A 25,274-nucleotide genomic window follows, 5' to 3' on the forward strand; every position below is an offset into this window, starting at 1 on the left:
TGCTCGCAAGGCGCTAAATTCGCTTTGATCGGAGCCGGCTGACCATGACCACGGACAACATCAGTCTCGATTTCCTGGCGCAGCAATCCAAGCTGCAGATCGAGGAAGTGCGCCAACTTCGCAAGGAGATGGCAGACATGATGCGCCTTCTCAACGGTACCTATGATCTCACCCGACGGGTTGAGCGCCGCGAGACCGAGCTTCGCGACGACATCGAGTTGATGATCAAGATGGAGCTCGGCGGTTCGCTTGCAAATATCCAGACCACCATCGACCACGCCCTGTCCCGGATCGAGACCAGCATCAGCGATGTGGCCCGCCGGGTGCAGATGCTGGAGAACAAGATCTAACCCTGTCTGTGGGCGGGCTTGACGGCCCCGCCACCCCTTCCCATCTCCTCCTCGACATCTAAGGAGGATGATGATGGGTCTTTTCGATGCCTTGCTGGGACATGGATCGAGCGTCGATCCGGCCGATCTCGCCAAGCGGCTGGATGGCGTGTTGATCGAAGACGAACGGGTGGGGCTTGCCTTCAAGGTCATCCGCGACGTCTTCGTCTTCACCGACAAGCGGCTGATCCTGATCGACGTGCAGGGCATTACCGGCTCGAAGGTGGACTATACCTCCGTGCCTTACCGCGCGATCACCCGCTTTTCCGTCGAGACCGCCGGAACCTTCGATCTCGACAGCGAGCTGAAGATCTGGGTGTCGGGCGCCCATGAGCCGGTGACGAAGACACTGAAGAAGGGGACGGATGTGCGCGGCATACAACGGGCGCTGGCGACGGGGGTGTTAAGGTAGAGCTGACCCGAGAGACGCCGCGAGCCTAACCTACTAGAAGTCTTGCAACAGGATATCCAGCTTCCCAAAATACAACCTCATTTGAATGAAGTCATCTGAGGAAATGTGCTTCGCGTGAGCATCCGGCCGTCCGTACTTATTAATCTCCTCAAGCATGACACAAAACTTCTCTTTTTCAATATCAAAAACATTGGAGAAAGCATCCCACTCTCTTCGAAATACAGCGATCAATTCCAATAAGAACAATGGAGAGTTGTCGCTGTCTAGTAGACTCGCCAAGCTCGAATTCTCAAGCTTGTCCCTTCTCGCTTGAGGGACCGATGCCAAAACTTTCTTTAAGCCTTCTACCTTGCCGCATTTGATGCCTAAGCACGTTTTTGCCGCCATGCGAAGTCGTTTTTCGAGGGTATTTCTCCTCTGTGACACTTCCTCAACCATCGCGTCTGGGGACAGGTTTATTCTCTCGTATTTGTGTTTCTCGCGTATGATTGAGGCAAGACTTTCTAAGTTGAACACGTATCCATTGTCACCACCGCTAATCAGACCGTAACCAATCAAATGACGTGTATAACTAGGATGACTTGCGGCAAATTCTTCGAAACTTTTCGCGTCCCCCTGAGCCAAAAATCTCAGCATGTCATATTCATCAGGATACCATTCCCTGAGAACATGAACCATCATCTCCAAGTAATCGAAAGAGTTATCATTAAACTGAGACTTCGCCTTAAGGTAGAGCGCCTTGTCGACCAAAACAGGCCTAACTGGCCCCGCAATTCTGTTTATCAAGCTGCAAACTTGGCGAATTAGGAATGGGTGCCCGCCAAAATCTTCCGTTAGCTTTCCGAACAACAATGGCTCGAATTTTAGCCCCATATAGTCACCCAGACGGGAAACCATCTCCCTTACTTGATCGACGGTGAAAGATGGAACGTACTGACTCGGTATCGATGCATAAATTGGATTGTCATGACCGCCTACCGTTGGAGCCTCCACGCAACTTGGATTCGTTCCGACAAGCATGTAAGAGAACACTCCGGGATGCTTCTGAAAAAAGCCCCTTAGTGTTTGCCATAAATATATGAAATCAACGCCGGTCCTCCAATGGGGAGACGATCCCGTGCCGGGACTTATTCTCTCGACTTCATCGAGTATTATTAGAGTACGCGATTTTACACGTTTAAATACGCTGAGCATATCACGTTCAAATGACTCTGCGGCGTTCTTTTCATCATATCGAGATCTATCACTTTGACTAATTCTCAATCCATTCAGAGCTGCATAACTTTCCGCGACACTAGCAAGAAGCTCGTACCAACGCCTCAGGTGCACAGAGGGAGACTCGCAATCTAGCGACAGCACTTTGCCACCCTCTGATTGAAGGCGGCGCTCAATCGCATATACTATCGATGTCTTTCCGCTCTTTCTGAGCCCAAACAGGCTCGTATGCTCGCCAGATTTGTAACGACCAATCATCTCATTGATTAGATTGGTTCTTCCAAAGAAATATGTGTCCTTTTTAAGCGGCGACAAAAATGCGAACAAATCCCTTGTATAAAAATGAGATCTAAATCTGTTAAGAACGATTTCATTTACACTCCCCAAAGTCATCTCTTTGTACTCCAAGGGAATTACAATCGGATGCTCTGGATCAGACTTTAACAAGCGATCAACTTTCGCCTCCACATCTTGCGCTCTACTTATGAGTATCTCGCAAACCGTCTCGGTCCTCATTTTCGGTAAATTTGAAATGATTTTATCGAATATATCTAATGATCTCGGCTCAAAATTCGCGTAATCGCTAAATATACATACAATCTCCCTCTCTATATTGAACATTTCTGACGTCTGCTTTGTCGGCTTCATCAGAAAATATCTATATTCAGACTGGGCGACCTTTATTGTCTCACCGGAGTTAGTCAGGTACCAGTGCTTTGAGAGGTTGCGAAGGATTTTTTGCTCATCCTCGCTAAATTTATGAAAGTGAAACTGCTTGTGAATCCCCGGGTTCGTTTGCGTTTTGTCAAGCACGGCCACCTCCAGTTATCTAGCTACAATCAGTTCTACCTGAAGATATGGTGCCAATTCCAGCTCATAGTTGTGCGGTTCAGCAGGTATTCGCATGCCGGCCCGCCGCCCTCACCCCGCCCCCAAACTTCCCTCACCCGCGAATCAGTGATACCCGTTCGACCTCATCATCCGCGCGGCGCAGCCGCCCGTTCTGAAGGTCCTGCCACCCTTGTTTCGTGTTCCCCTCCTCGTCGCGATCGCGCTTATCACTGCCTTTGGCGGGGCGATCCTGTCGGCGCAGTCGATGCTTTCGGCGTCGGTCGGGTTCGGGGCGATCGAGGTGTCCGGGTGGCGGGCGTTTCCCGCCGCGCAGACCGTCGATGCCGACCCTTACGCCAAGGCGCATCGGGCGAAGGCCGGCCGGTTGCTCTATGGCTCGGCGGAGGGTTTGCAGTTCACGGCGCTGCGCGATTCCAAGGGGCTTTCGCTGACCGGAACCTGTTCCTACCGGCTTTACGGCCGAACGCCGGTGGCGCGGCTGTGGACGCTTTATGCGGCCGACAGCTCCGGTGTGCCGCTGGTTGCCGGGCCGGACCTGCCGGTCGCCAAGAATTCGCAGCGGATCCTGCGCCAGCGCGACGGAACCTTCGAGATCGCCATTTCGCGCACCGCCAAGGCCGGCAACTGGCTGGCTTTGCCCGATACGGGCGGGTTCCAGCTGGTGCTGACGCTGCTCGATACGCCGGCTGCCGCCTCGACTGGCCTCTCGGGGCTGGAAATGCCCGTGGTCGAGCAGACGGGATGCGGCCAATGAGACAGTTTCTCTATGCCCTCGTCACCGGGATTTTCGGCGCGGTTCTCCTGCATATCATCATCATTCTCGGCGTGCCGCATTTCACCGGCCAGGACGCCTATACGCGGGTGACACAGGAGGGGCCGCCCTTCGTCTTCCATGCGCTCGGCAGCCGGCCCGACAAAACGGGGCTGGCCGGTCTCGACCCCTTCCTCAAGGTGGCGGTCTGCCATTTCGACATCACCCGCCAGCCGCTGTCGCTGGTGGCGGCCGGTGACGGCGTCGATTTCTGGTCGGTCGGCATCTTCGACCAGGACGGCAACGAGGTCTATTCGATGAATGACCGCACCTCCGTTGCCGGCGATCTCGACATGCTGGTGGCAACCCCGGTGCAGGTGGCGCAATTGCGCAAGACGCCGATTGCGGCGCTGGCCGAGACCATTCTCGTCGAACATCGGGGCACGGCGGGTTATGTGGTGCTGAGGGCGCTGGCCGCGCAGGAGAGCGCCGGGCCGGAGGCGCAGGCTTTCCTGAAGGATGCCGAGTGCCTGCCCTTTACCGGGCGCTGAGCGGCTGCCGCATTCCCGGTCTCCGTGAACATCTCACGCGGCGGAAAGACGACGTCAGGCTCCGTCAGTTGATCGGGCCGTCGACCAGCACGCTGCCGAGGCGGATGACCATCTTGCGATCGAAGAGATGCGGGCGGGCAAACATCCAGTGCAGGGCCTCCTTGGAGGTCCAGGGACGCTTGTAGGGACGGATCGACGTCAGCGCCTCGAAGACATCGCAGACCGTGCTCAGCCGCACCGGCAGGTTGAGCGCATCCTGCTTGAGCCCCAGCGGATAGCCGGATCCATCCAGCGCCTCGTGGTGCAGGCGACAGATATCGAGCACCATCGGCGGAATGCCGGGATAGGTTTTCAGCAACTGGTAGCCGACCTCCGGATGGCTGCGGATCACCTCGCGCTCCGCACGGGTCAGTTCGCCCGGCTTGGTCAGGATCTCGTTGGGGATCAGCAGCTTGCCGATATCGTGCAGCATGCCCGCGACGCCGAGCACGCCGACCATTTCCTCATCGACATTGAGCGCATTGCCCAGAAGGGTCATCATGCCGCTGACGGCCAGCGAATGCACATAGGTGGTTTCATCCTTGCTTTTCAGCCGGGTGACTTCGAGCGCGATGACAGCGCTGTCCTTCCAGGTTCGCGCATTGCTGTCGGCGACAGCCGAGAGATCATCCAGATCGAGAGCGCCACCGGCGACCATATCGGTCAGCCGCGTCTTCAGCGCCTGGCGGGACTGGTCGAGATCGTTGCGCACCTTCTGGATCTCGGCGGCCTGTGCGTCCGCGGCCGAATTCGGGGCTGTGCGGCGCCGGGACGGGCGCGCCTCAGGCATGCGCCCCTCCGCATCCAGACCCAGCGCGACATTGATCAGCACGTCGCTTGCCGAACTCTTGGCAATGGCGGCCAGATCACGGTCGCTGGTCAGAATGAAGCGGCGCTTGGCGAACTCCCCGCTCGGGCAGGCGACGCTTTCGATGAACATGCCCTTGCGGATGCGGTCCTTGGTCAGCTTGACGAGCATGGATAGAAACGGCGCTCCGCGGTATCCGACCTTTCTGCCGCGAGACGCAGAGAGGCTTCAGTTTCGATTATCATTATATTTTACGAGAATTATTGAAGGCAGGTAAATATTCTAAAATACAAACAGGACCTGTCGATCCGGCACAATTCACCTGTCCGGAATGGGCCTGGGGGCGGCACCATGGCGTGCCGGGCACCCGTCCAGTCGCAAGGACCCGGACGGTTTGGCAGGGTCGAGCTGCAGGGCAGAGCCAAACTGGGAGGCTCGCTCAGCCCCGTTTCAAAAGGGTCTGCGGTCGGTGCCTTGCGGCGTGGGCAATGCCGGGAGGGTGGGCAGTTCGACGCGCGGCCAGATGGCCTGGGTATCCAGCCGTTCGTGGCGGATGCCGGTGAAGAAGAGGATTTCGGCCTTGGTGCCGCCGGTCTCGGCCTTCAGCGGTGCGCGGGCGCGCCGCGCCGCATCCTGCCGGTCCTTGATCCTGATGATGTCTGCCATGCTCGTCTCCTTTTCATCAAAAAAGATCGAGAGGGATGAAGAGAGGATCTCACCCTGCCCCGCTTTCGAGCGGGCCGGCACATTCCGGGTCATGTCGCCTGGTTTTCGCCACGGCCCGGGGTCATCTGCGCCTTTCTCCGACGCCTGTCCCGTTCGCGGATCCGCCCGCGAAACCGGGCCACGCATATGCCTAATATCTTATACTTGTAACGAATCGCCACGCTTTAGCCATCCGTTCGGCCACAAGAAGCCATAGGTTAGTTAACAGCTTGCTAACAAATTCGTTCTAATGTGACACGCATCTGTATTGCGTTGGAGTGCTTTAGTCGTGAGCGAACAGTTCAGGGAGCTTGAAAGGCCGGCCGGCGCGCGGAACAAGGATGTCGTTCTGATGGCCACCGTCACGAGTTTCCAGGCGCTCTCCTATCCCGGCAAATCCGAACTCCGACAATTTGCCGAGCTCTTCCAGCCGCTCTATGCGAATTCCTCGCCGGAAGCGCGGCGGGATGCGGTGGCGGCCCTGTCGCAAAGCCCCAATCTGCCGCTTGCGGTGGCGGCCTTCATTGCCAGCCAGCCGATCGCGATTGCCGCGACGTTCCTCGCCTCCTCCCCGGCACTGTCCGACGACATGCTGATCATGATCGCCCGCACGCAAGGGGCCGACCATGCGCGCGCCATCGTCAAGCGCGAGAAGCTTTCGCCAACGGTCATCGATGCGCTTGTCGGCCTGCGCCACGCGCTTCCGCCGCGACCGGAACGGCCGGCCCAGACGGAACGCGTCGCACCGCAGCTTTCATCGACCGCATCGAACTTCGAGCGGATCATGCTGGACCTGACGATGACGGACCTGCCGGGTGCGGCCAATGTCGACGCCGAGGCGGTGGCGGCCGAGGCCGATGCCGCGGCTGCGGCAAGAACGTCGCGCGAAGAGGCGCTGCGCCAGACCATCAAGCGGCTTGCCTATCAGCAGACGCCGGCCGCCGATGACCGGCTCGGCCGACGGCAGATCGGGGCGGTGCAGACCGCTCTTCTCGTTCGGTTTGCCCGGGCACGCGACGGCGGGGCCTTTGCGACCACGCTCTCGGACCTGCTCAGCTCCAGCCGATGGCTGGCCGAACGCATTCTGCTCGACATTTCCGGGCGGCAGCTGGCGACGACGCTTGCCGGTGTCGCCATGGACGACGCGGACAGCGTCTTCATCCTCGAACACATCTATCCGCATCTTGCGCGCAACGAGGCGGGCGAGAGCCGGGCCGAAAGCCTCATCGCCTCGATCGATCCGGATGCCGCAGAGGCCCGCATCGACAGCTGGCTGCGGGCAGACCGGTATACGTTCGGCGACATGGATGGGCAGGCGACGGAGCGCGAGGCCGAGGGCCTGGCAAAAACGGCGCGGGTGGCGGGATCGCGCAAGCCTGTCGGCGACGAGCATGCCCGGCAGGTGCTGAGGGCCCGCAAGCGTTAGGCTGTGGGGCAGCGGGATTAGGCAGTAGCCAGTAGAGGCAGTCGGCGGTCGGCGGTCGGCCGCAGGCTTATGGCCTGCCGCGTGGTGGGGGTGGATTACCCTCGTCCCCGACCTTTGGTCCGACCCTGCCCTTCATGGGGAGGGTGAAGGGGCCGCCAATTCCAGATAATCCCCGATCCGTTCCACCTCGATCTCCACCAGCCAGAGATCGCTGTCGAATTTGGCCTCGCGCGCAATCAACGCCTCGACGGCCTCCGCCTCGACACGCGCCAGCCTTGCCTCGAACAGCCGGTCGTCCCGGTCCTCCGCCTGGATGAAGGCCTGGGGTGCCGGGCCATACAGCGTTTCCAGACCGTCGCGGAAGCGCTGGCGCACAAAGATGGCGCCGGCGGCATCCGAGCCCTTGATCACAACCGCCGCATAACCGCCGTCGTTGAAGACGCGGCGGGTGAGAGCGGAGACGAAGATGTCGGAGCGGATGCGCATCTGGGCGTTGTAGGGGATGCGGGGTGGGAGGGGAAGGGCTTGGGTGAGGGTTCTACTGCGAGTAGTGCTCACAGGTCAGCATGCCGGACGCCAGACTAGCCTACTGCCCGGCGCCATGATCGGCAGGAATGCCGCCATAAGGCTTTACGTCGATACTCTCCGCTCTCTGGCGCATCGCGGCGATGTCATAGCTGTTCTGCATGCGCATCAGCGTATCCATGGAGACACCGAAGGCCTTTTCCAGGCGCAGCGCCATCTCGGGCGAGAGACTGGCCCGTTGGTTGAGCAATGCCGAGAGGGCAGCCCTTGTCACGCCAAGGGCTGCCGCTGCGCCGGTGACGGAGAGGTCGAGGGGCTCAATGATCTCGTAGCGGATGAAATCGCCTGGGTGGACCGGTGACTTCATGCGGTATCCGGCGTCGATGTTCATGCCCAAAACTCCTGGAGCATATCCGGCGAAAACCATCCCGCGCTCAATGCTCTATCTCTTTGTTTTCTCACAATTTCGGACGCAAAACCGCTGCGCAATTTTGCTGAAATCGCTCTAGTGATAGTCCTCATAGTCAAGATCGACGATCTCGATTGCGTCTCTGTCGATGCGAAAGGTCAATCGCCAGTTCTTGGTGACGAACAGGCTCCAAGTGCCTTTGCGGTCTCCGGTCAGCCGATGCGCCTTCCAACTCGGGACCGACTGCAACTCCTCTTCACGCTGCATGTCCTGCAGAAAGGACAGCATACGGCGCAGTTTCGGAACAACAGCCGGTTGTAGGCCGGACGCATCATCCGCCTCGATCAAACGTCGCAATCCCCTGTGCAACACCGACCTGATCTTCATGCCAAAAGATAGGCGAGAGGCTGCATAGCGTCAAGTGACGCTTTACACCTTCACCGCCAACCTCAACCCGCCCCAGTGCCGCCCGCCGACGGTGATCGGGGCGGAGATGTCCTTCATCAGGACGAACTGGCCGCCGCCCATGTCGCGGCGGTAGGTCTGGACGAGGAAGGGGGCTTGCGAGCGGCCGGCGGCCAAACCGACGCGGTCGTTGAAGATGCGGCGGTTGCGGCAGTTGGCGGTGTTCCAGACGGTGTCGCCGGGGCGCTGGGCTTGGGCGAATTTCTTGTTGTGGGTGGGCAGATAGCCGTTTTCGTCGATTGCAGCGCAGAAACCGATGCGGTCGGAGAGCTGGGTCACCGGCTCCTGGATCGCCGGCAGGACCTGGTCGGTGAAATCGGTAAAGGCGGTCAGCATCTGCACCGGGTCGGTGCCCGGGATCGGGCGATAGTTGCGGTCGAAGAGATCGGCCATGCGGATGCGGCCCGTATCCACGGCGCGCTGGAAGGTCTCGGAGATCTGGGCTGCGACCGAAACGGCAGTGTTGATCCAGCGGCTGTCGGCCGTCTCGATGCCGGCGCTGGCGGTGAGCTGGATCAGCGTTTCCGAGAGGGCGACGACCTTGTCGATGCGGCCGGCCGTCTGTTGCAGATGCTGGTCGGACTGGCGGACTTCGCCGGCCATGGTGTCGAGCGTGGCGACGAATTCCGAACATTGACGGTCGACGCGGTCGGTGGTGGCCGAGATCGTCGAGGAGCCGTCGAGAATGCGGGTGATGACGCCTTCCATGGCGCCGAAGGAGGCGTTCATCGCCTGGGAGGTTTCGCGCACGTCGCGAGCGCTGTCGGTGGCGCCACGACCGGCTTCGGTCAGCCTTATGATCTTCTGGCGGATTTCGTTCAGCGTCTGCTGGATGGCGCCGGTCGCCTGGGAGGTCTGGAGCGCGAGTGCCCGCACTTCGGCTGCGACGACGGCAAACCCCTTGCCGGCCTCGCCGGCGCGGGCCGCCTCGATCGCGGCATTCAGCGCCAGGAGATTGGTCTGGCGGGCGATGGTGCCGATCTCCTCGGCGACCTTGTCGACTTCCGCGAGCGAGCGGGAGAAGCTGCCGATCTCGGTGCCGATTTCCTCTGACGCCTCGACCATGGTGTCGATCTTGCCGACGGCCCCTTGGAGGCGCGTCGCGCTGTCGGAGAGCATGCGGCGGGCCTCGCCGGCGGTCTCGTCGGTCGCGCGCAGCGAGGCTGCGACATCGCGATTGGTTTCGGCAATCGAAAGGGCGGTGCGGGTGATCTGGTCGAAGGTGCCGGCATGGCGCTTGGAGACGGCGGCGACATCCTGGATGGCACCGGCGATATCGACGAGATCGACGCCCAGGGTCGAGGCTTCGTTTGCCAGCCGCTCGACGATGCCGCGCAGCCTGGCCGCATCGGCGTTTGCATCCGGGTGCTGGTCAACCGCGGCTTCGGGCGCGGGGTTATTGTCCCCAGCCTCCCCGGCCAGGGGGTCTCGATCCACGGCAAAATCGGTCGCAGCAGACATCGCGGCACTCATGGACAGGTCCTCCTCCAATCGAAGGAGTATGCCGGCCTTATGCTTAACGAGTTCTTGCCGTCGACAACCTTACATTTCACTTAGACGAAAGGCTTAAGGCCGCGCGCATTAGAGAGCGCCGATGGATCTCAGCTTCTTGAGCACGGCGGCGCTGGGTTCGCCGGTCTCGGGCAGCTGGTAGTGGCGCTCGAAGCGGCGGATGGCGGCGCGGGTCTGTTCGCCGGGCACGCCGTCGATGGTCACGTCCTTGTAGGCCATGTTGGACAGGCCACGCTGGATTTCCATGACGAGGCCGGGATCGAAGCTCGCCTGCTGGACAGGCGTCGGCTGGTCGATGGCGGGTTTCACGTCCTGCGGCGGCAGGGTGGCCGGTGCCGAGACCTTGCCGGGGGCGGTCACCGGGCGGCGCGGCGCCGTGACGACGCGGGTTTCCGCGCTGCGGATCGCGGCGGCGACGGGATCCTCGGCCGGGCCGGAGATTTCCGGCGCCGGACGCTGGGCGGGCACGGCGGCGGTGACATTGCGGTCGAGCGCGAGAGCGGCGATCAGTTCGGGGCTGACAAGGCCGTCCGCAGGCATGCCGACGGTCTTCTGGAAGACGGCAATGGCCGTTTCCGTGCGCGGGCCGACGACGCCATCGGGTTCACCCTGGTAGAGGCCACGGCGCAGAAGCTCGGCCTGGACCTGGCGGATCAGGGCGGCGGTTTCACTGGCGGCGGCCGGCAGCTGGGCGGCCGGAAGGCTCGCCTTGGGCACGCCCGGCGGCGGGGCATTCGTCGCCACCGGCCGGGGCGATGCGGACTCGTCGGCGGGCGCAGCAGCAGCGTCGCCCTCGGTCGCGCCCTCCCCTTCCCGCTCGATCTTGAAGGTGGTGACTGTATCGGGATCGTGAGCCTTCAGAAGCGGGCTCTTCGGCATGCCGGCCAGGGCAGTGAAATCGGAGGCATCACGGGTGCGCAGGAAGGGCGACGGATGCTGGCCGGGCTGGTACCACAGGGCATTGGCGGCAACCGTTCCGAAGATCAGCGAAAACAGCGTGACACCGGTCACCGAACGCGGATAGCGGCCGGCCAGCCGCGCGAGCGCGGTGCCGCAGCCAAGAAGCAGCGACAGCGCACGGAGCGCCGGCTTTCTCTTCTCAGGCGATTTTCGCTTCCGCTTGGTCATGCCGCGCTGCTTTCCCGCTTTCCTTGTCTGTCGAAACCGTCTGCGACAGGCGCGGCGGGAATTCGACCATGTTGTCCTCGTCGGCGTTCAGGACGCCGGAGCCATCGGCCGGCAGGGTGATGGTCACGACTGTCCCCTCGCCCTTGCGGCTCTCGATCATAAAGGTGCCGCCGTGCAGCGCAGTCAAGCCCTTGACCAAGGATAGCCCCAGGCCAGAGCCTTCATGATTGCGATTGAGGTCATCCTGGATCTGGGTGAAGGGCCGGCCGAGGAGCGCGATCTTCTCCGGCGCGATGCCGACGCCGGTATCGCTGATCGAGACGACGAAGTCCGAACCGCGCCTTGCGGCATCCAGCGTGACCGCGCCACCGGCATCGGTGAACTTGATGGCATTGCCGATCAGGTTGATGACGATCTGGCGCAGCGCCCGGCTGTCGGCGGTGATTTCGCCGAGACCGCGCGGCAGGCGGCTCGAGAGCTTGACGCCCTTGGCGGTTGCCTGCAGCGAGAGCATGCGCTCGCATTCGATGAGCGTCTCGGCGGCATCGAAGCTCTCCATCATCAGCTCGTAGCGGCCGGCCTCGATCTTCGACATGTCGAGCATGGTGTTGACGACAGACAGGAGATGGGCGCCCGACTGGCGGATCAGCTGGACATATTCGCGCTGGCGGTCGTTTTCGAGCTTGCCGAAATATTCGCCGGCGAGGATGTCGGAGAAACCGAGAATGGCGTTGAGCGGCGTGCGCATCTCGTGGCTGACGGCGGCGAGGAAGCGGCTCTTCAGCTCGTGGGCGGCATGCGCCTCATGCTCCTTGACGCGCACGGCATCGCGCATCTTCATCTCGCCTTCGATATCGAGCATCTGGGCGCGCACGGCAACGAGTTCGCCTGCGGCGTTGCGCATGGCGGTCATGTCGAGGCGGACATTGAGAAACTGGGTCTGATCGAGGCCGAGCACGGGGCGATCAAGCCTGACATCGATGACGACGACATCGGCCCCGAGGCGCAGATCATCCAGCGCGCGGGCAAAGGCGATGCGATCGGAGACATGGACCTGTTCGACGAAGGGCCGCGACAAAGGCTCGCGCAGGAAGGAGAGGAACATGTCGCGGTCGCGCCCACCCGAGCCACGCACCACGCCGGTGGTGTCGAGCGTCAGGAAGAGGCCGGGGCAATAATCCCAGGGATCGACGGAGTTGTCGGCCTGCGGATCGGCCGCACGGCTGGCGAGGCGGGCGCCGAAACGGGTGCCGGCCACGAGTGCAACCGCCGTGATCAGATAAAGGCTGACGGCGAGCGAGACGCCGATCGGGAGACCGGCAGCCGCGCCGATCAGAGCGGAGAGGCCGGCCGGCAGGAGCAGGAGGCCGGCGAGGAACCCGGCGGTCAGACGGCGCAGAATGCGGAGTTCGGCGGCATCGGCGACCCGCGCACCGGCCTCGCTGGACAAGACGTGCGTCAGCGCAGCGTCCATCGCCATCGTCCAAGCATCCGACATTTTACGCAATACAACCACGCCAGAAATCCGCGATGGGTTCATCTCATTTCACCGGCCGACCATAGGCCGGACGCGCTTAAGGAATAGATAAGGCTAAGGCCCGGAATGCCGTCGCAGGGGCCGATCCGACCCGAAACGAGACAGGTGTGCCATGCTTTCAAATTTATGGTTAACGGAGCGTAATTGCTGAAATCATTCTACTTTTCGCAACACCGTTAAGACTTGCGGCGCGGCGTGCCGTCGAAAAGCGGTGGATTGTCGAGGCTCTGCCACAGTTATGCTTAACGGCGAAGGCTAAACTTTGACGGGAAAGGGCAAACAACCGGCGATCGTTCGAATTTTAATCAAATTCGCCTCGAAAGCCCGCGGTTTTCGAAAAGCGATTTTCGCGAATCAAACCTAGGGTCGAGATCACGAGTTCGGGACAAACCCGACGCAGTCCGGCAACGACCGGCAACAGGGATATCGGTGACACCATGTGGTTTCTGATCAAGGGAACTTTCTATTGTTCGGTGGCGCTCGTGGCGCTGTCCTATCTCGGCAGCCCGCCGCGGGAAGAGGCTGCGGGCGGTCCGACCTTCGAGATCGGCGACGCCTTTGCGGCCGCGACCGACGCCTATGCCTATATGAGCTCGCTCTGCATCGAGAAGCCGGATGTCTGCGAAAAGGGCAAGCAGACCTTCCAGGCGCTTGGCCAGCGGGCCCGCGAAGGGGCGCTTGTCGCCTATCAGCTGCTCGACAAGCAGTTTACCGATGACGGATCGGCCAAACTGGCTGCAGACGTGCCGCTGCCGAAGAAGGGCACTGTCGAGATCGTGAAGCCCGAAGTCGAGGAGGCGGACGCCGCTCCGGCTCTTGCCGCCACGCCGGTCAATGCGGCCCAGGCGGAAGCGATCGTGACCGGAACGGTGGTTCCGAGCGCCCGTCCGAAGAACCTGCCGAAACCCTATACGCCGCCCAAGCCTTGAGCGGAGAGATCCAAGCCGGGTACCGCCGAAGAGACGATCCGGCCTGACTTACGAAGATTTCAGGGGCGCCCGCCGCCCCTTCTCCTTGCATCCCTCCCCGCATTGGTGGGTCCGGGATGCCTGTCTGCCTGTCCCTAAACTGTCACCTATCGGCATTTGCCGGGCCGCGAGATTTTCCTCTCGCGGCCTTTTTTTTTTCGGCTGGGTGCTCGCGAGCCATCTGCCTTGAGAAAGGCAAGGAATTGGCTCATGATCCATAACGTCAAGTGAGGAAGACCCATGGCTCAGGCGAAGCAGAGCGAATCCGTGACACTGCAGATCCCGACGGAGATACTGGCGGATATCGACACGATCGCCGGGGCGACCGAGCGTTCGCGAAGCCATATCATCCTCAGAGCCTTGCGTGGTTATCTGCTGCAGGAAGGTGCTGATATTCTTGAGGCCATCGAAGGGGGTGCGCAGCTGGATGCGGGACAGCACGAGGACTTCGATGACGTTCTTGCCGAGATGGATCGCATCATAGCCGGCAAGGTCGCATCATCTCCATCCGGCTCTCCCCCAGGGCGGCCGATTACATCCGACGCGAGAGCGCCTATCTCAGAGATCGAAGTCCGGCCGCCGCAAAGGCCTTTGCGCAGTCCATGAAGAAAGCACGGCTGCTGCTTCAGGATTTTCCCGAAGCGGGCAACAGGCTGCACGGACTTAGGATACCCGGCACACGCACTCTTGTCGTCGGAGATTGCCTGATTGACTATCGCCTTGTCGGATCTGGAGCCGGTCCGGGGCTAGAGATCGTGACGATCCGCCATGGCAGAATGCAGACCCTCGTGCTCGATGGCGAGGAACCGGATTTTCCAGTTGACGAGTGACGACCTCAGCACCTCCCACATTTCGCCAGCAACATTCCTTTCTGCATTCCTCATCCCAGGCGGTTCATTTTGCAGCCCGGCTGGCCTATATGGGGCGGACGGAACAAACGGGTGCGCGAATGACCACACTTGCAGCGATGATCGACGACTTCGGCTTTCTCGACGACTGGGAGGACCGGATGCGGTATGTCATCGAGCTGGGAAAGGCGCTGCCAGACCTGCCGGACGACCAGAAGACCGCTGAGAACAAGGTGCAGGGCTGTGCGAGCCAGGTATGGCTCTCGGTCTCGGCCGGTGACGGCGCCGATCCGGTCATGACGTTTCGCGGCGACAGCGATGCGTTTATCGTGCGCGGGCTGGTCGCCATCGTGCTTGCGGCCTATTCCGGCAAAAAGGCATCGGAAGTCGTCGCCTTCGACGCGCTCGAGCTCTTCAAGCAGATCGGGCTTCTCGAACACCTGACGGCGCAGCGCGCCAATGGCTTGCGCTCGATGATCCAACGCATTCGCGAAGAGGCGGCGCGGAAGCTGGTGTGAGGTCCATGGCACCACTTGACTGATATCACCTGCGATATCACTTTAAGTGGATGATCGTCGTCGATGTCATGTCATTCTATCTGCCTTGCGATCGTCTCGCGGCGCGTCGCACATTGTGCTGCGTGCAATGCTTGAAGGGAGAGTTCCTTTCGCCGTTTCACCAGCGGTCGCATTGGAATACGAATCCGTTGTGAAAAGACCCGGTATTCTCGGCCAATTTTCGGACCTGCGGTCTTCTGACATCGACATCATCCTGGATGGCCTGTTCAAACAAGCGCACTTGGTATCACCAAGAATTCGCTACCGTCCGTTTCTCGATGACCCGAAAGACGATCTTTATGTCGAATGCGCCCTGAATGGTGGCGCCAGCCGGATCGTCAGCAATGATCGTCATTTCCGTCATCCAGCACTGTCGGCCTTCGGACTCAAAACCTGTAGCGCCGGCGCAATTGTGGAAGAAATTCTAAGGAGGCAGTACCAATGACCAGCTATCCCCTGCGCCTGCCGGCGCATGTGCTCGAAGAGGCCCGCAAGGCGGCGGCCGAGGATGAAGTGTCGTTAAACCAGTTGTTTTCCAGCCTGATTGCCGACGGGATCGGCCATCGGCGGGCGATCCTGGGACTGAAGGCGCGGGCTGATCAAGGCGACCCGCAAGCAGCGCTTCGGGTTCTCGACCGGGTGCCGGCCGTTGATCCGGAAGCTGATGACACGCTGCCCGCGTTTGCTCTGCCAGAGCGCGACTGAGCGTTTAAGCCTGCCCTCACCCGATCTCCGGCCGAAAGCCCTCGTCGCCCCAGTGGCGGGTGCGGGGTTTCGGGGGTGGCGGGGTGTAGTGGCGGGCAAGCGCCAAAAGGGCGGCGCGCAGCATCAGCTTGGCGGAGCGGGCCGGCCATTGGCGTTCGCGCTCGACCGTTTCCAGGCCCTTGCCAAAGCAGCAGATGTCGAGGGCGACGCCCGCCAGTTCGGGCCCCATCGCCTCGATGGCCCTGTTGACGCGGGTGCGGGCCGCGATGCGGCTGTTGGCGAGATCCGGGCCGGCGGGCGCTGATCCCTTGACCCGGCTCGACAGACGCGGCTGCCAGCTGGCGGTGATGCGGGGCTGCAGATTGCCGTGGTCGAAATCGCGTGCCAGCCGGTCACCGGCCGCGACGGCGTCTTCGGTGAGGAAAGGCCGGCCATCCTTCTCCTTCAGCCGCAGCAGGGGAAAAAGCGGGGATTCCGTCAGGTTGCGGCGGACAGGCTGGCGGCCATCCTGCGTCACCAGCGTTTGCGGTTCCAGCGTGCGGTGCTGATCGGCAAAGGGATCGCCGGCCTGGTCGCACAGGGCGCGCCTGAGATAGGCGGCGGTCTCGGGCGTTGCATGGAGATGGCCGTGCGCGCGCGTCAGCAGACCTTCGGCCACCAGACGGTCGAGCAGTTGCGGGTCGGATTGGACGATGGCGGAACACGGCTCGGAGGTCAGCAAGATCGGACCATCCAGGGCGCGGCGCAGGAGCACGCGGATGCGTTTGTGGGCATGGCGGCCGACAGCGCTGTCGAGCAGGGCGGAGAGCGGCGTTTGGCGGGCCGGCGGCATGGCGGCGGTGAGAGGGCGGCTCACAGGCTGGGGCCCGGATGCGGGATCGGTGTTGCGGGTCATGGGCGGCGTCCTGCCAGCAGATAGACGGCGCTTGCCATGCGCTCGACAATGGTGACGAAGCCGTCATAGGCGGCGTCATCCCGGCGATCCTCGACGATGCGGCAGGCATGGCCGACGGTGGAGCGGTCGCGACCGAAGGCCTGCGCCACCTCGCCCATCGGCATGGAATAGGCGACGTGACAGACATACATCGCCACCTGGCGGACATGGCCGGCGGCGCGGCGACGGCCGCCGCTGTCGCTGTCGAGGCCGACGGCCTGCAGCAGTTCATGGGTGAGCTGGCGCACGATCATGCAGAGCAGCCGGCGCTCCGGGGTCAGCGGGCGGTCGAAGGGGTCGATCGCGGGATCGCCCTCGTCCGCCGCCGCATGGCCACCGTCGGTCGTCTCGGGCTGCGAGGCCCGGCCTTCCCCGCCCTGATCCGGCTCGGGGCCAGTCGCCAGATCGTAGGACGAGACCGGCCGGAGGCTGAAGGGGGGTGACGTCGGATGCTCGATCTGCATGGCGATCTCCAAATAGGATTTTCTTCCTATATTGGTAACAGAGATTCCATCGAAATAAACCCCACAAATTGAGGGCTGATTTCATGCCGGCTCGACACCACAGCAATGAAGGGAATATTTTCCTTTTCGACCCAACAAAAAGGCCGGACCCTGGGGGCCCGGCCGATCTCTGGTCAACGGCGTTTGCCGGATGACTTACTTGCCGCGCTTGCGGCGCTGGCCGAGGCCCATTTCCTTGGCGAGGCGCGAGCGCGCTTCGGCATAAGCGGGGGCGACCATCGGATAATCGGCCGGCAGGCCCCACTTCTCGCGGTATTCTTCCGGAGTCATGTTGTAATGGGTCATCAGGTGGCGCTTCAGCGACTTGAACTTCTGGCCGTCTTCCAGGCAGATCAGGTAGTCGTCCTCGATCGACTTGCGGATCGGAACCGGGGGCTTGGGCTTTTCGACCACAACCGGCGCCGGGGTGGGCGAGGACGTGTTGCTGAGGGCCAGATGGATATCGGCAATCAGGTTGGTGAGGTCGGTGACCGGCACGACGTGGTTGCTCACATAGGCAGAGACGATGTCTGCCGTCAGTTCAACCAGCAACTGCTGTCCAGGGCCCTGTTGTACTTCACTCATGTCATTCTCCTATTCAAGGATCACGTGCGTCCGCCGATGCACGTGGCAAAAAATCAACTCTGCACCTGCCGGCCCCAACCAGAACAGGTACACTGCACAGACCACCCCCACTTATGACAGATCCGCCCTCGCTTCCCTCTGGGAAGCCTTATTCAACATCACCGCATTTTCCTGAAAATACTTGTCTCACTATAATAGACAAGCCGAAAATGCGATGATGGAGCGTGATTAACAGCAGATCAGCTCACTGGACATTGGATTATCACTCCACGGCCAAATGTCCACCCGCTATTTCTATCAAATGTAACGGGTGCAAAGCCGTTCTATTCCACTTTAGTTCATCATTCCGAGCTGACGGAAAGCTCAGATTGCAAAGTTCGAATTGACGTAACTTCTGATCATCCGTTGCTGCCTATTTACTCATATCGTCACGCACCGATACATCAGACAATCTGTATCCCGCCTTGTGGGCGGCGCGTGCGAGGAGATGGGCGGCGATCGGCGCGGTGAGCACGAAGAAGACGATGCCGGCTGCGGCCCGGCCGAAGGTTGAGAGATCACCGGAATGAATGCCGACGGCAAGAAGCAGCAGGCCGGAGCCGACCGTGCCGGCCTTCGAGGCGGCATGCATGCGGGTGTAGACATCGGGAAAACGCAAGAGGCCGATCGCGGCGACGAGCGAGAAGAGCGCGCCGATCACCATCAGGGCTGCGACGGCAAGCGCCAGAGCGAGTTGAAGCGGTTCTGTCATGCCTTGCCTCCCTTGCCGGCGGCGGATTTGGCCGGTTTGCCGGCCGACGGTTTTGCATTCGCCTTCGCAGCCCTGGACACGGCCGCCGGCTGCGGGCCGGACGCCCCCTGCCCCGGCCGTTCACGCGTGGTGCCGCGGGCAAGGATGAAGCGGGCGAAGGCGACCGTGGCGAGGAAACCGACGAGGCCGAGCGCAATCGCGATGTCGACATAAAGCGTGTAGCCCGTTCGAAGCGCGAAGACGGCAATCAGGCCGATGACGATGCCGACCAGCATGTCGAGAGCCACGACACGATCCGGCAGGGTCGGGCCGACCACGGCGCGCCAGACGGTGAGCAGCGTTGCGAGGACCAGCACGGCGAGCGCAAACTGCCCGGCGGTATCGACGATCAGTTCCGGCGTCATTCTGGAAAGGCCTCCATGATCTTCTTCTCGAAGCCGTCGGCAATGTCGCGGCGCGCGGCTTCGAGGTCGGTGCAGTCGACGGCATGGATGAACAGCGTGCCCCGGTCCTCGGAGACGTCGACCGAAAGCGTGCCCGGCGTCAGCGTGATCAGGTTGGCGAGCAGGCTGATCTGGAAATCGCCCTTGACCTGCAGCGGATAGGCAAAGATGCCCGGATGCAGCGCGAGTTTCGGCTGGAGGGCCATGGTCGCGACCCGCCAGGCGGATTTTGCCAGCTCGACGAGGAAGAGCCGCAACAGCGAGAGGATGCGCAGCGTGCGGCTGGTGCCGCCAGAGCCGGGACGGTGGCCGCGCAGCAGCCAGAGCGTCAAAAGCGACAGGGCGAAGCCGAAGAGGAGATTGTGCAGCGAAAAGCTGCCCGAGACGATGGCCCAGACGACGGCCATCATAACGGCGATTGCGGTCGCGGTCACCGGACACCTCCTTCGGGGAAGACGGAGCGGATATAGGCGGTGGGATCGGCGAGATCACCGGCCGCCTGCTGGGTGGCGAGGATCAGGCGTTCGGGGAAGAGGCCGAAGCCGACGATGAAAGCCGAGAGCAGCACGATGGGCGCAAGCCGCCAGCGGTTTTCCGTGCGGGCGAGCGACAGCGACGGCATGGACACCGGTGGTGCGCCTCCGGGGATGGCGGGCATGGCGGGCGCGCTGCCTGCCGCCTCCGGTGCCGGACGCCAGAAGGCGAAGAGGAAGAGGCGGCCGAAGGCGATGGTGGTGAGGAAACCGGAGAGGAGCACGCTTGCCGCCAGCCACCAGGCGCCGATGTCGAGAGCGGCCTTGACCAGGATCGCCTTGGGCCAGAAGCCGGAAAAGGGCGGCAGGCCGCTCGCGGCAAAGAAGAGGGCGAGCGACAGCGCGGCAAAGACGGGCGCCGCAGCCCAGAGACCGCCGAGGCGGTCGAGGCGGAATGTGCCGGTCAGCCGGCCCATTTCGCCGGAGACGAGATAAAGCGCCGTCATCAGCAGGATGGAGTGGAGCGCATAGAAGATCGCGGCCCCCACCGCGACCGCGCCGCCGATCGCGACACCGGCCAGCATGTTGCCGATGCCGGCGACGACGATGAAGCCGAGGAAGCGGCGAATATCGTTCTGCGCCAAGGCTCCCATGGCACCGAGGATCATGGTGAGGGCTGCCATCACGGCGATGGCAAAGCTCAGGGCCTCCCGCTCGATCGGCAGAAGCATGACCATGACGCGCAGAAGCGCATAGACGCCGACCTTGGTGAGCAGGCCGGCAAACAGCGCCTGCACCACGACGCGGGGCGTGTGATAGGAGGCGGGCAGCCAGAAATTGACCGGGAAGGCGGCAGCCTTCATCGAGAAGGCAAACACGAAGAGGGCAGACAGCGTCATCAGCGGCGCGGTGCCGGAAAGCCCCGGCGCCTTGACCGCGATGTCGGCCATGTTGAGCGTGCCGAAGATGGCATAGAGATAGGCGGTGGCGATCAGGAAAAGGGTCGTCGCGATCAGGTTGAGGACCGCATATTTCAAGGCGCCATCAATCTGCTGGCGTTCCGAGCCGAGGATCAGGAGGCCGAAGGAGGAGATCAGCAGGACCTCGAACCAGACATAGAGGTTGAACAGGTCACCGGTGAGAAACGCGCCGGAGACGCCGGCCATCAGCACCATCAAGAGCGGATAGAAACCGTAGCGACGGCCGCTGGTCGAGATGTCGACGCGGGCGTAAAGCGCCGAGGCAAAGGCGACGATGGCGGCGGCGAGCGCCAGAAGCGCGCCGGTCAGATCGACCGTGATGGCGATGCCGAAGGGCGGGCGCCAGCGGCCCATCATCATGGTGAGCGGGCCGTCACTCAGCACGCGTGCCAGAAGCAGCACGTCAACGAGGACGAGGAGTGCAAGGCCGACAAGCGCGATGGGGCCATGCCAGTCGGTGCGGTGGCGGATCATCATCAGCACGGCGCCGAAGGCAAGGCAGAGGCCGATCGGCAGGATCGCCAGCCATTGGGCCGCCTCCACCGGTGCGGTGACGAGGGCGGCGGTGAGGTCGACGGTGGTGGCGGGCGTGGCCATCAGGCGGGACCTCCATGGTATGCGGTGGGCGGAATGCGGGTGGTGATGGCGTGAGGGGTACCCCCCTCTGCCCTGCCGGGCATCTCCCCCACAAGGGGGGAGAGCGGGGTGCGGCAGGCGTCGGCGAACACCCCTCTCCCCCCTTGTGGGGGAGATGTCACGAAGTGACAGAGGGGGGTGTGGCCCCAAACGCCAGCCATGGACATCTCAGCGAACCCCATCCTCAATACCCCATCGGCGGCGCGGGATCGTCGGCGGGTTCGGCGACGCGCATCTCGTCGGTGTTGTCGGTGCCGAGGTCCTGATAGGCGCGCCAGGTCAAGACGAGCAGGAAGCAGAAGAAGGAGAAGGAGATGACGATGGCGGTCAGGATCAGCGCCTGGGGCAGCGGATTGGCGGTGGCCGCCGGCAGGACGGTCTCTCCGCCCGGAATGATCGGCGGGATGGAGGGGGTCAGGCGGCCCGAGGTGAAGATCAGCATGTTGACGGCATTGCCGAGCAGAACGATGCCGAGCAGCACGCGGATGATGTGTTTGGACATCATCAGATAGAAGGCGGCGGTGAAGAAGATGCCGACGACGAGGGAAAAGAGCGCTTCCATCAGGCGTCATCCCTTTCTTCAAGCGCGAGCGCAATCGAGGTGAAGGTGCCGACAACCACGAGATAGACGCCGACATCGAAGGACACGACGGTGGCGAGCGGCACCTCGACGCCGAACAGCGTCGGATAGATCCAGACCCCGGTCATGAAGGGATAACCGAGCGGCGCGGAGACGAAGCCCGACAGCGTCGACAGGAGCAGACCGCAGCCGGCAACCGACATCGGGTGGAACCAGAGCGCACGGCGCACGGCCTGGACGCCGAAGGCGATGCCGTAGATGGCGAAGGCGGAGGCGCCGATCAGCCCGCCGATGAAGCCGCCGCCGGGTTCGTTATGGCCGCGCAAGAGGACGAAGATCGAGAAGAGCAGCATCAGCGCGGTGAGGAAGGGCGCGAAGGTGCGGAAGATGAGCGTGTTCATCGCGGGGCCTCCATTTGGGTGGCGCTGCGGGGCGTGGTTACCGTCCGACCAATGGCCGCGAAGCGGGGTGCCCCCATCTGCACTGCCGAGTTGGCGGCGGCGAAGCGGGGTACCCCCCTCTGCCCTGCCGGGCATCTCCCCCTCAAGGGGGGAGATTGGGAGGCGGCCACTCGCTGCGATCTCCGCAGATGGGGAGAGACAGCGACAGCGGCAAAAGAGGCGGGCAAAGCGATGGCGGGCAATCTCCCCCCTTGAGGGGGAGATGTCGGCGCAGCCGACAGAGGGGGGTGGGCCGAAGGCCCATCGACATGGGTGGCAGCGGGTGTTGACGGGCAAGCTTCAGTGCTCGGGGTTGCCCCCCTCTGCCCTGCCGGGCATCTCCCCCTCAAGGGGGGAGATCGGAAGGCGGCCGGGCTCGGCGATCTCCGCAGATGGGGTGGCGTGGTCACGGGCGCGGCACGGTCAGCGGTCTCCAGGGAGGCGGGCAAAGCGGTGGCGGGCAATCTCCCCCCTTGAGGGGGAGATGTCGGCGTAGCCGACAGAGGGGGGCGGGCCGAAGGCCGGCAAAGATCTGCGGTGAGCGGCGTGGAGCGGTGGGCCGAAGGCCGATGGATGTCAGAGCGGTTCATCACTTGCCCCTCCCCTTCTTCTTGCCCTTCACTTCACCAAAGGAGCCGGATGGCGGGGAGACGACGGAGGCGGTGGGGGCCGCCGTGCCGACGCGGATGCGGATGAGCGCGAGAATGGCCAGGCCGGTGATCATGACGACGGAGATTTCACCCAGCGTGTCGACGCCGCGGAAGTCGACGATGATGACGTTGACGACATTGGCACCGTGGGCGATCGCCTTGGAATAGGCGGCGAAGAACTCGGTCAGCGTGGCATCGAAGGGCGCTTCGGTGGCCCGGATGAGGAGGAGCGCGAAGCCGACACCACAGGCGACGGCAGCGGCGCCATCGAGCAGGCGGGCGATCAGCGGACGGTGATCGGTGGGTGACAGGCGCAGGCGCGTCATGACCAGTGCCAGGATAACGACCGAGAGCGTTTCGACCATGAACTGGGTGAAGGAGAGATCCGGCGCGCCATAAAGCAGGAAGAGTACGGCGAGCGCAAAGCCCTGGATGCCGAGGCAGACAATGGCCGTCAGACGATCCCGGGCCGAGAGGACGGCGGCGACGCCGATGACGGCGATTGTCAGGAAGGCCGCCTCGACGAGGCTCAGATTGGCGGGCCAGGCGGGCATGGCAGGCAGCTCGCCATAGACGACGGGCGTGACCAGCAGGACGAGCGCCAGCAGAATGAAGGTGGTGGTGATGTAGACTTCCAGGCGGCCATTGTGGATGACGCCGGTCACACGGACCGAGAGCCGGACGAGGCCTGACACGAGATGATCGAAGCCGCGATCGGGGCTGAGGCCCAAGCCGGTGACGAGGCGATCGACGCCGGCGCGGAGCCGGTCGAGGCCGCGATAGAGCAGGATGCCGAGGACGACGGTCAGAAGCGAGAGCGCCAGCGGCATGCCGATATGTGGGATGAGGCCGACCGAGACCGTCTGCGATGCGCCATCGACGGCGCTTGCCATGGGCGAGGAAATGAAGCGGTGGACCATGCCGGAAAAGAGCGCGCCGACCAGTGCCAGGAGCGCCAGTGTCAGCGGGCCGAGCCAGAGCAGAACGGGGCCTTCATGGGCATGTTTCGGCGTCTTCGTCTCGGCGCCGATGAAGGGTTTCAACCCGACGGCAAAGGCGATGACGAACATCAGCGCATTGCCGATGACGGCTACAGCCGTGAACAGGATGGCACGCGGGTTTGCGCCCGCGAGCGCCGCATAGATCTCTTCCTTGGCGAGGAAGCCGAAGAGCGGCGGCAGGCCCGCCATGGAGATGCCGCCGAGAAGGGCTGCGGCAAAGGTGATCGGCATCAGCCTGCGCAAACCGCCGAGCAGGCGGATGTCGCGGGTGCCGGTCTCGTGATCGATGATGCCGGCCACCATGAACAGGCCGCCCTTGAACAACGAATGGGCGACGAGATAGAGCACCGCAGCTTCGACCGCATAGGGGGTATCGAAGCCGGTCAGCATGACGAGCAGGCCGAGCGAGGCGACCGTCGTATAGGCGAGCATCAGCTTCAGATCGGTCTGGCGCACCGCGAGGACGCCGCCGACCAGCAGGGTGATGCCGCCGAAAAAGGGCAAGAGGATTTCCCAGGCGGGCGTGCCGCCCATGACCGGGTTGAGGCGCATCAGGAGATAGACGCCGGCCTTCACCATGGTGGCGGAATGCAGATAGGCCGAGACCGGGGTCGGCGCTTCCATGGCGTTGGGCAGCCAGAAATGGAAGGGAAACTGCGCCGACTTGGTGAAGGCGCCGCCGAGCACCAGGAGCAGGGCCGCCAGATAGAAGGGGCTTTCGCGCAGGATATCGCCGGTGGAGAGCAGCAATGACAGCTGGCTGATGCCGGTGATGTTCCAGATGAAGATGAGGCCTGCCAGCAGGACGAGGCCACCGCCGCCGGTCACAACCAGCGCCTGGAGCGCCGCGCGACGCGAGGCTTCGCGCGTGTGATCAAAGCCGATCAGCAGGAAGGAGGTGATCGAGGTCAGCTCCCAATAGACGAAGAGCATCAGGAAGCTGTCGGAGACGACAACCCCGAGCATGGCGCCCATGAAGAGCAGGATATAGCTGAAGAACCGGCCCTGCTGCGGATGGCCCTTCATGTAACCGCCGGCATACAGCACGATCAGCGTGCCGATGCCGGTGATCAGAAGCGCGAAGGTGAGCGACAGGCCGTCGAGCAGCCAGGAGAAGGAGAGGTTGAGGCTGGGCACCCAGGCGAAACCGCCGGTGATGCGCCCGCCGGATGCAATCTCCGGCAGGATGCTTAGGAAATGCAAGAAGGCGAGCGCCGGAAACAGCGCGAGACACCAGGCGGCGGCAGCGCCCAGGCGGGCGGTCAGCACGGGGGCAACAAGTGCGGCGACGAAGGGCAGCAGGAGCGCGAGCCAGGTCAGGCCGCTCGGCAGGTCAGGCATTCCACCTCCTCGTGGGCGGACGACATCCGTCGTCGGGACGATGCAAGGAGGCTCCGTGTTAGGACATGGGTCGCGGCTTTCCAAGCAAAAACGGCGGAAAAACCGATCACGGACGCGTCAGACCCCGGAAATTTTCGTGTTCCCCATGTATTTCG

30 protein-coding genes are annotated in these 25,274 nt (G+C 62.6%); 11 read left to right on the plus strand and 19 right to left on the minus strand.

All coding sequences use genetic code 11. The annotated features are described in order from the left end of the window. Nucleotides 1-44 precede the first annotated feature (44 nt). On the plus strand, nt 45-350 hold the full coding sequence (locus DMY87_RS00740) for a hypothetical protein (RefSeq protein WP_110789387.1): 306 nt from the start codon (nt 45-47) through the stop codon (nt 348-350). A gap of 73 nt (nt 351-423) precedes the next feature. Then, nucleotides 424-801: a PH domain-containing protein gene (locus DMY87_RS00745; protein ID WP_110789388.1), complete on the plus strand. Its 378-nt coding sequence runs from the start codon at nt 424-426 to the stop codon at nt 799-801. Between the two features lie 33 nt (nt 802-834). Here the strand turns inward: DMY87_RS00745 and DMY87_RS00750 are convergent, their stop codons facing one another. Next, nucleotides 835-2,829, minus strand: a complete 1,995-nt coding sequence (locus DMY87_RS00750) for an ATP-binding protein (protein ID WP_110789389.1) — start codon at nt 2,827-2,829, stop codon at nt 835-837. Nucleotides 2,830-3,037: 208 nt separating this feature from the next. Here DMY87_RS00750 and DMY87_RS00755 point away from each other — a divergent pair, with 208 nt between their 5' ends. Further along, nucleotides 3,038-3,622, plus strand: a complete 585-nt coding sequence (locus tag DMY87_RS00755; protein ID WP_110789390.1) for a DUF1214 domain-containing protein — start codon at nt 3,038-3,040, stop codon at nt 3,620-3,622. Next, nucleotides 3,619-4,170 (plus strand): DUF1254 domain-containing protein, encoded by a 552-nt coding sequence (locus tag DMY87_RS00760; RefSeq protein ID WP_110789391.1) that lies wholly within the window; start codon nt 3,619-3,621, stop codon nt 4,168-4,170. The genes DMY87_RS00755 and DMY87_RS00760 overlap by 4 nt, the downstream gene beginning before the upstream one ends. Nucleotides 4,171-4,234: 64 nt before the next feature. Here DMY87_RS00760 and DMY87_RS00765 read toward each other — a convergent pair whose 3' ends face one another. Both DMY87_RS00765 and DMY87_RS00770 read right to left on the minus strand, forming a co-directional pair. After that, nucleotides 4,235-5,188: an HD-GYP domain-containing protein gene (locus tag DMY87_RS00765; RefSeq protein ID WP_110789392.1), complete on the minus strand. Its 954-nt coding sequence runs from the start codon at nt 5,186-5,188 to the stop codon at nt 4,235-4,237. Nucleotides 5,189-5,467: 279 nt separating this feature from the next. Continuing rightward, the gene (locus DMY87_RS00770; protein ID WP_133252988.1) at nt 5,468-5,683 is read right to left on the minus strand and encodes a hypothetical protein; all 216 of its coding nucleotides are present in this window, start codon (nt 5,681-5,683) and stop codon (nt 5,468-5,470) included. A gap of 391 nt (nt 5,684-6,074) precedes the next feature. Between DMY87_RS00770 and DMY87_RS00775 the strand changes: the two genes are divergently transcribed. Continuing rightward, a complete protein-coding gene (locus DMY87_RS00775; RefSeq protein WP_110790315.1) occupies nt 6,075-7,148 on the plus strand; it encodes a DUF2336 domain-containing protein in 1,074 nt (357 codons plus the stop codon). A 132-nt stretch (nt 7,149-7,280) separates the two neighbouring features. On the opposite strand, the gene DMY87_RS00780 is transcribed toward DMY87_RS00775, so the two are convergent. From DMY87_RS00780 to DMY87_RS00805, 6 genes are all read right to left on the minus strand, one after another. After that, nucleotides 7,281-7,634 (minus strand): DUF1491 family protein, encoded by a 354-nt coding sequence (locus tag DMY87_RS00780; RefSeq protein ID WP_110789394.1) that lies wholly within the window; start codon nt 7,632-7,634, stop codon nt 7,281-7,283. Between the two features lie 100 nt (nt 7,635-7,734). Beyond that, nucleotides 7,735-8,064, minus strand: coding sequence for a HigA family addiction module antitoxin (locus DMY87_RS00785; protein ID WP_110789395.1), 330 nt, complete (start codon nt 8,062-8,064; stop codon nt 7,735-7,737). Nucleotides 8,065-8,178: 114 nt separating this feature from the next. Further along, entirely contained in the window at nt 8,179-8,469 is a 291-nt protein-coding gene (locus DMY87_RS00790) for a type II toxin-antitoxin system RelE/ParE family toxin (protein ID WP_110789396.1), read from the minus strand. Between the two features lie 42 nt (nt 8,470-8,511). After that, nucleotides 8,512-10,020, minus strand: a complete 1,509-nt coding sequence (locus tag DMY87_RS00795; protein WP_245408787.1) for a methyl-accepting chemotaxis protein — start codon at nt 10,018-10,020, stop codon at nt 8,512-8,514. 108 nt (nt 10,021-10,128) lie between these two features. After that, nucleotides 10,129-11,187, minus strand: a complete 1,059-nt coding sequence (locus tag DMY87_RS00800) for a peptidoglycan-binding domain-containing protein (protein ID WP_110789397.1) — start codon at nt 11,185-11,187, stop codon at nt 10,129-10,131. Beyond that, on the minus strand, nt 11,159-12,661 hold the full coding sequence (locus tag DMY87_RS00805; protein ID WP_425353464.1) for a sensor histidine kinase: 1,503 nt from the start codon (nt 12,659-12,661) through the stop codon (nt 11,159-11,161). Before DMY87_RS00805 ends, DMY87_RS00800 begins: the two co-directional genes overlap by 29 nt. Nucleotides 12,662-13,161: 500 nt before the next feature. On the opposite strand from DMY87_RS00805, the gene DMY87_RS00810 reads away from it, so the two are divergent. The 6 genes from DMY87_RS00810 to DMY87_RS00835 all read left to right on the plus strand — a co-directional run bounded on the left by DMY87_RS00810 (nt 13,162) and on the right by DMY87_RS00835 (nt 15,802). Next, nucleotides 13,162-13,653, plus strand: a complete 492-nt coding sequence (locus DMY87_RS00810) for a DUF5330 domain-containing protein (RefSeq protein ID WP_110789399.1) — start codon at nt 13,162-13,164, stop codon at nt 13,651-13,653. Nucleotides 13,654-13,932: 279 nt separating this feature from the next. Then, on the plus strand, nt 13,933-14,298 hold the full coding sequence (locus DMY87_RS00815; protein WP_110789400.1) for a CopG family ribbon-helix-helix protein: 366 nt from the start codon (nt 13,933-13,935) through the stop codon (nt 14,296-14,298). Next, complete coding sequence (locus DMY87_RS00820; RefSeq protein WP_245408828.1) at nt 14,229-14,522, plus strand: type II toxin-antitoxin system RelE/ParE family toxin; 294 nt, start codon at nt 14,229-14,231, stop codon at nt 14,520-14,522. Before DMY87_RS00815 ends, DMY87_RS00820 begins: the two co-directional genes overlap by 70 nt. Nucleotides 14,523-14,641: 119 nt before the next feature. Next, a complete protein-coding gene (locus tag DMY87_RS00825) occupies nt 14,642-15,058 on the plus strand; it encodes a SufE family protein (RefSeq protein WP_110789402.1) in 417 nt (138 codons plus the stop codon). 46 nt (nt 15,059-15,104) lie between these two features. After that, on the plus strand, nt 15,105-15,542 hold the full coding sequence (locus DMY87_RS00830; RefSeq protein ID WP_110789403.1) for a PIN domain-containing protein: 438 nt from the start codon (nt 15,105-15,107) through the stop codon (nt 15,540-15,542). After that, on the plus strand, nt 15,539-15,802 hold the full coding sequence (locus DMY87_RS00835; protein WP_110789404.1) for a hypothetical protein: 264 nt from the start codon (nt 15,539-15,541) through the stop codon (nt 15,800-15,802). Before DMY87_RS00830 ends, DMY87_RS00835 begins: the two co-directional genes overlap by 4 nt. 16 nt (nt 15,803-15,818) lie before the next feature. Here the strand turns inward: DMY87_RS00835 and DMY87_RS00840 are convergent, their stop codons facing one another. From DMY87_RS00840 to DMY87_RS00890, 10 genes are all read right to left on the minus strand, one after another. Then, nucleotides 15,819-16,697 (minus strand): DUF6456 domain-containing protein, encoded by an 879-nt coding sequence (locus DMY87_RS00840; protein WP_245408789.1) that lies wholly within the window; start codon nt 16,695-16,697, stop codon nt 15,819-15,821. Next, the gene (locus tag DMY87_RS00845) at nt 16,694-17,200 is read right to left on the minus strand and encodes a helix-turn-helix domain-containing protein (protein WP_245408790.1); all 507 of its coding nucleotides are present in this window, start codon (nt 17,198-17,200) and stop codon (nt 16,694-16,696) included. Before DMY87_RS00845 ends, DMY87_RS00840 begins: the two co-directional genes overlap by 4 nt. Before the next feature lie 195 nt (nt 17,201-17,395). After that, the gene (locus tag DMY87_RS00850) at nt 17,396-17,824 is read right to left on the minus strand and encodes a Ros/MucR family transcriptional regulator (RefSeq protein ID WP_110789405.1); all 429 of its coding nucleotides are present in this window, start codon (nt 17,822-17,824) and stop codon (nt 17,396-17,398) included. A gap of 412 nt (nt 17,825-18,236) precedes the next feature. Continuing rightward, nucleotides 18,237-18,575 (minus strand): monovalent cation/H(+) antiporter subunit G, encoded by a 339-nt coding sequence (mnhG, locus tag DMY87_RS00855; RefSeq protein WP_110789406.1) that lies wholly within the window; start codon nt 18,573-18,575, stop codon nt 18,237-18,239. Beyond that, entirely contained in the window at nt 18,572-18,979 is a 408-nt protein-coding gene (locus DMY87_RS00860; RefSeq protein ID WP_110789407.1) for a cation:proton antiporter, read from the minus strand. Before DMY87_RS00860 ends, mnhG begins: the two co-directional genes overlap by 4 nt. Further along, a complete protein-coding gene (locus DMY87_RS00865; protein WP_245408791.1) occupies nt 18,976-19,452 on the minus strand; it encodes a Na+/H+ antiporter subunit E in 477 nt (158 codons plus the stop codon). Before DMY87_RS00865 ends, DMY87_RS00860 begins: the two co-directional genes overlap by 4 nt. Beyond that, nucleotides 19,449-21,068 (minus strand): Na+/H+ antiporter subunit D, encoded by a 1,620-nt coding sequence (locus DMY87_RS00870; protein ID WP_110789408.1) that lies wholly within the window; start codon nt 21,066-21,068, stop codon nt 19,449-19,451. The genes DMY87_RS00865 and DMY87_RS00870 overlap by 4 nt, the downstream gene beginning before the upstream one ends. Nucleotides 21,069-21,291: 223 nt before the next feature. Next, a complete protein-coding gene (locus DMY87_RS00875) occupies nt 21,292-21,669 on the minus strand; it encodes a Na+/H+ antiporter subunit C (protein ID WP_110789409.1) in 378 nt (125 codons plus the stop codon). Continuing rightward, nucleotides 21,669-22,088, minus strand: a complete 420-nt coding sequence (locus DMY87_RS00880) for a Na+/H+ antiporter subunit B (RefSeq protein ID WP_110789410.1) — start codon at nt 22,086-22,088, stop codon at nt 21,669-21,671. Before DMY87_RS00880 ends, DMY87_RS00875 begins: the two co-directional genes overlap by 1 nt. Before the next feature lie 628 nt (nt 22,089-22,716). Further along, nucleotides 22,717-25,119, minus strand: coding sequence for a putative monovalent cation/H+ antiporter subunit A (locus DMY87_RS00890; protein WP_110789412.1), 2,403 nt, complete (start codon nt 25,117-25,119; stop codon nt 22,717-22,719). Between the last annotated feature and the right edge of the window lie 155 nt (nt 25,120-25,274).

It is taken from the genome of Peteryoungia wuzhouensis, assembly GCF_003205195.1.
GTDB classification, from domain to species: Bacteria; Pseudomonadota; Alphaproteobacteria; order Rhizobiales; family Rhizobiaceae; genus Allorhizobium; species Allorhizobium wuzhouense.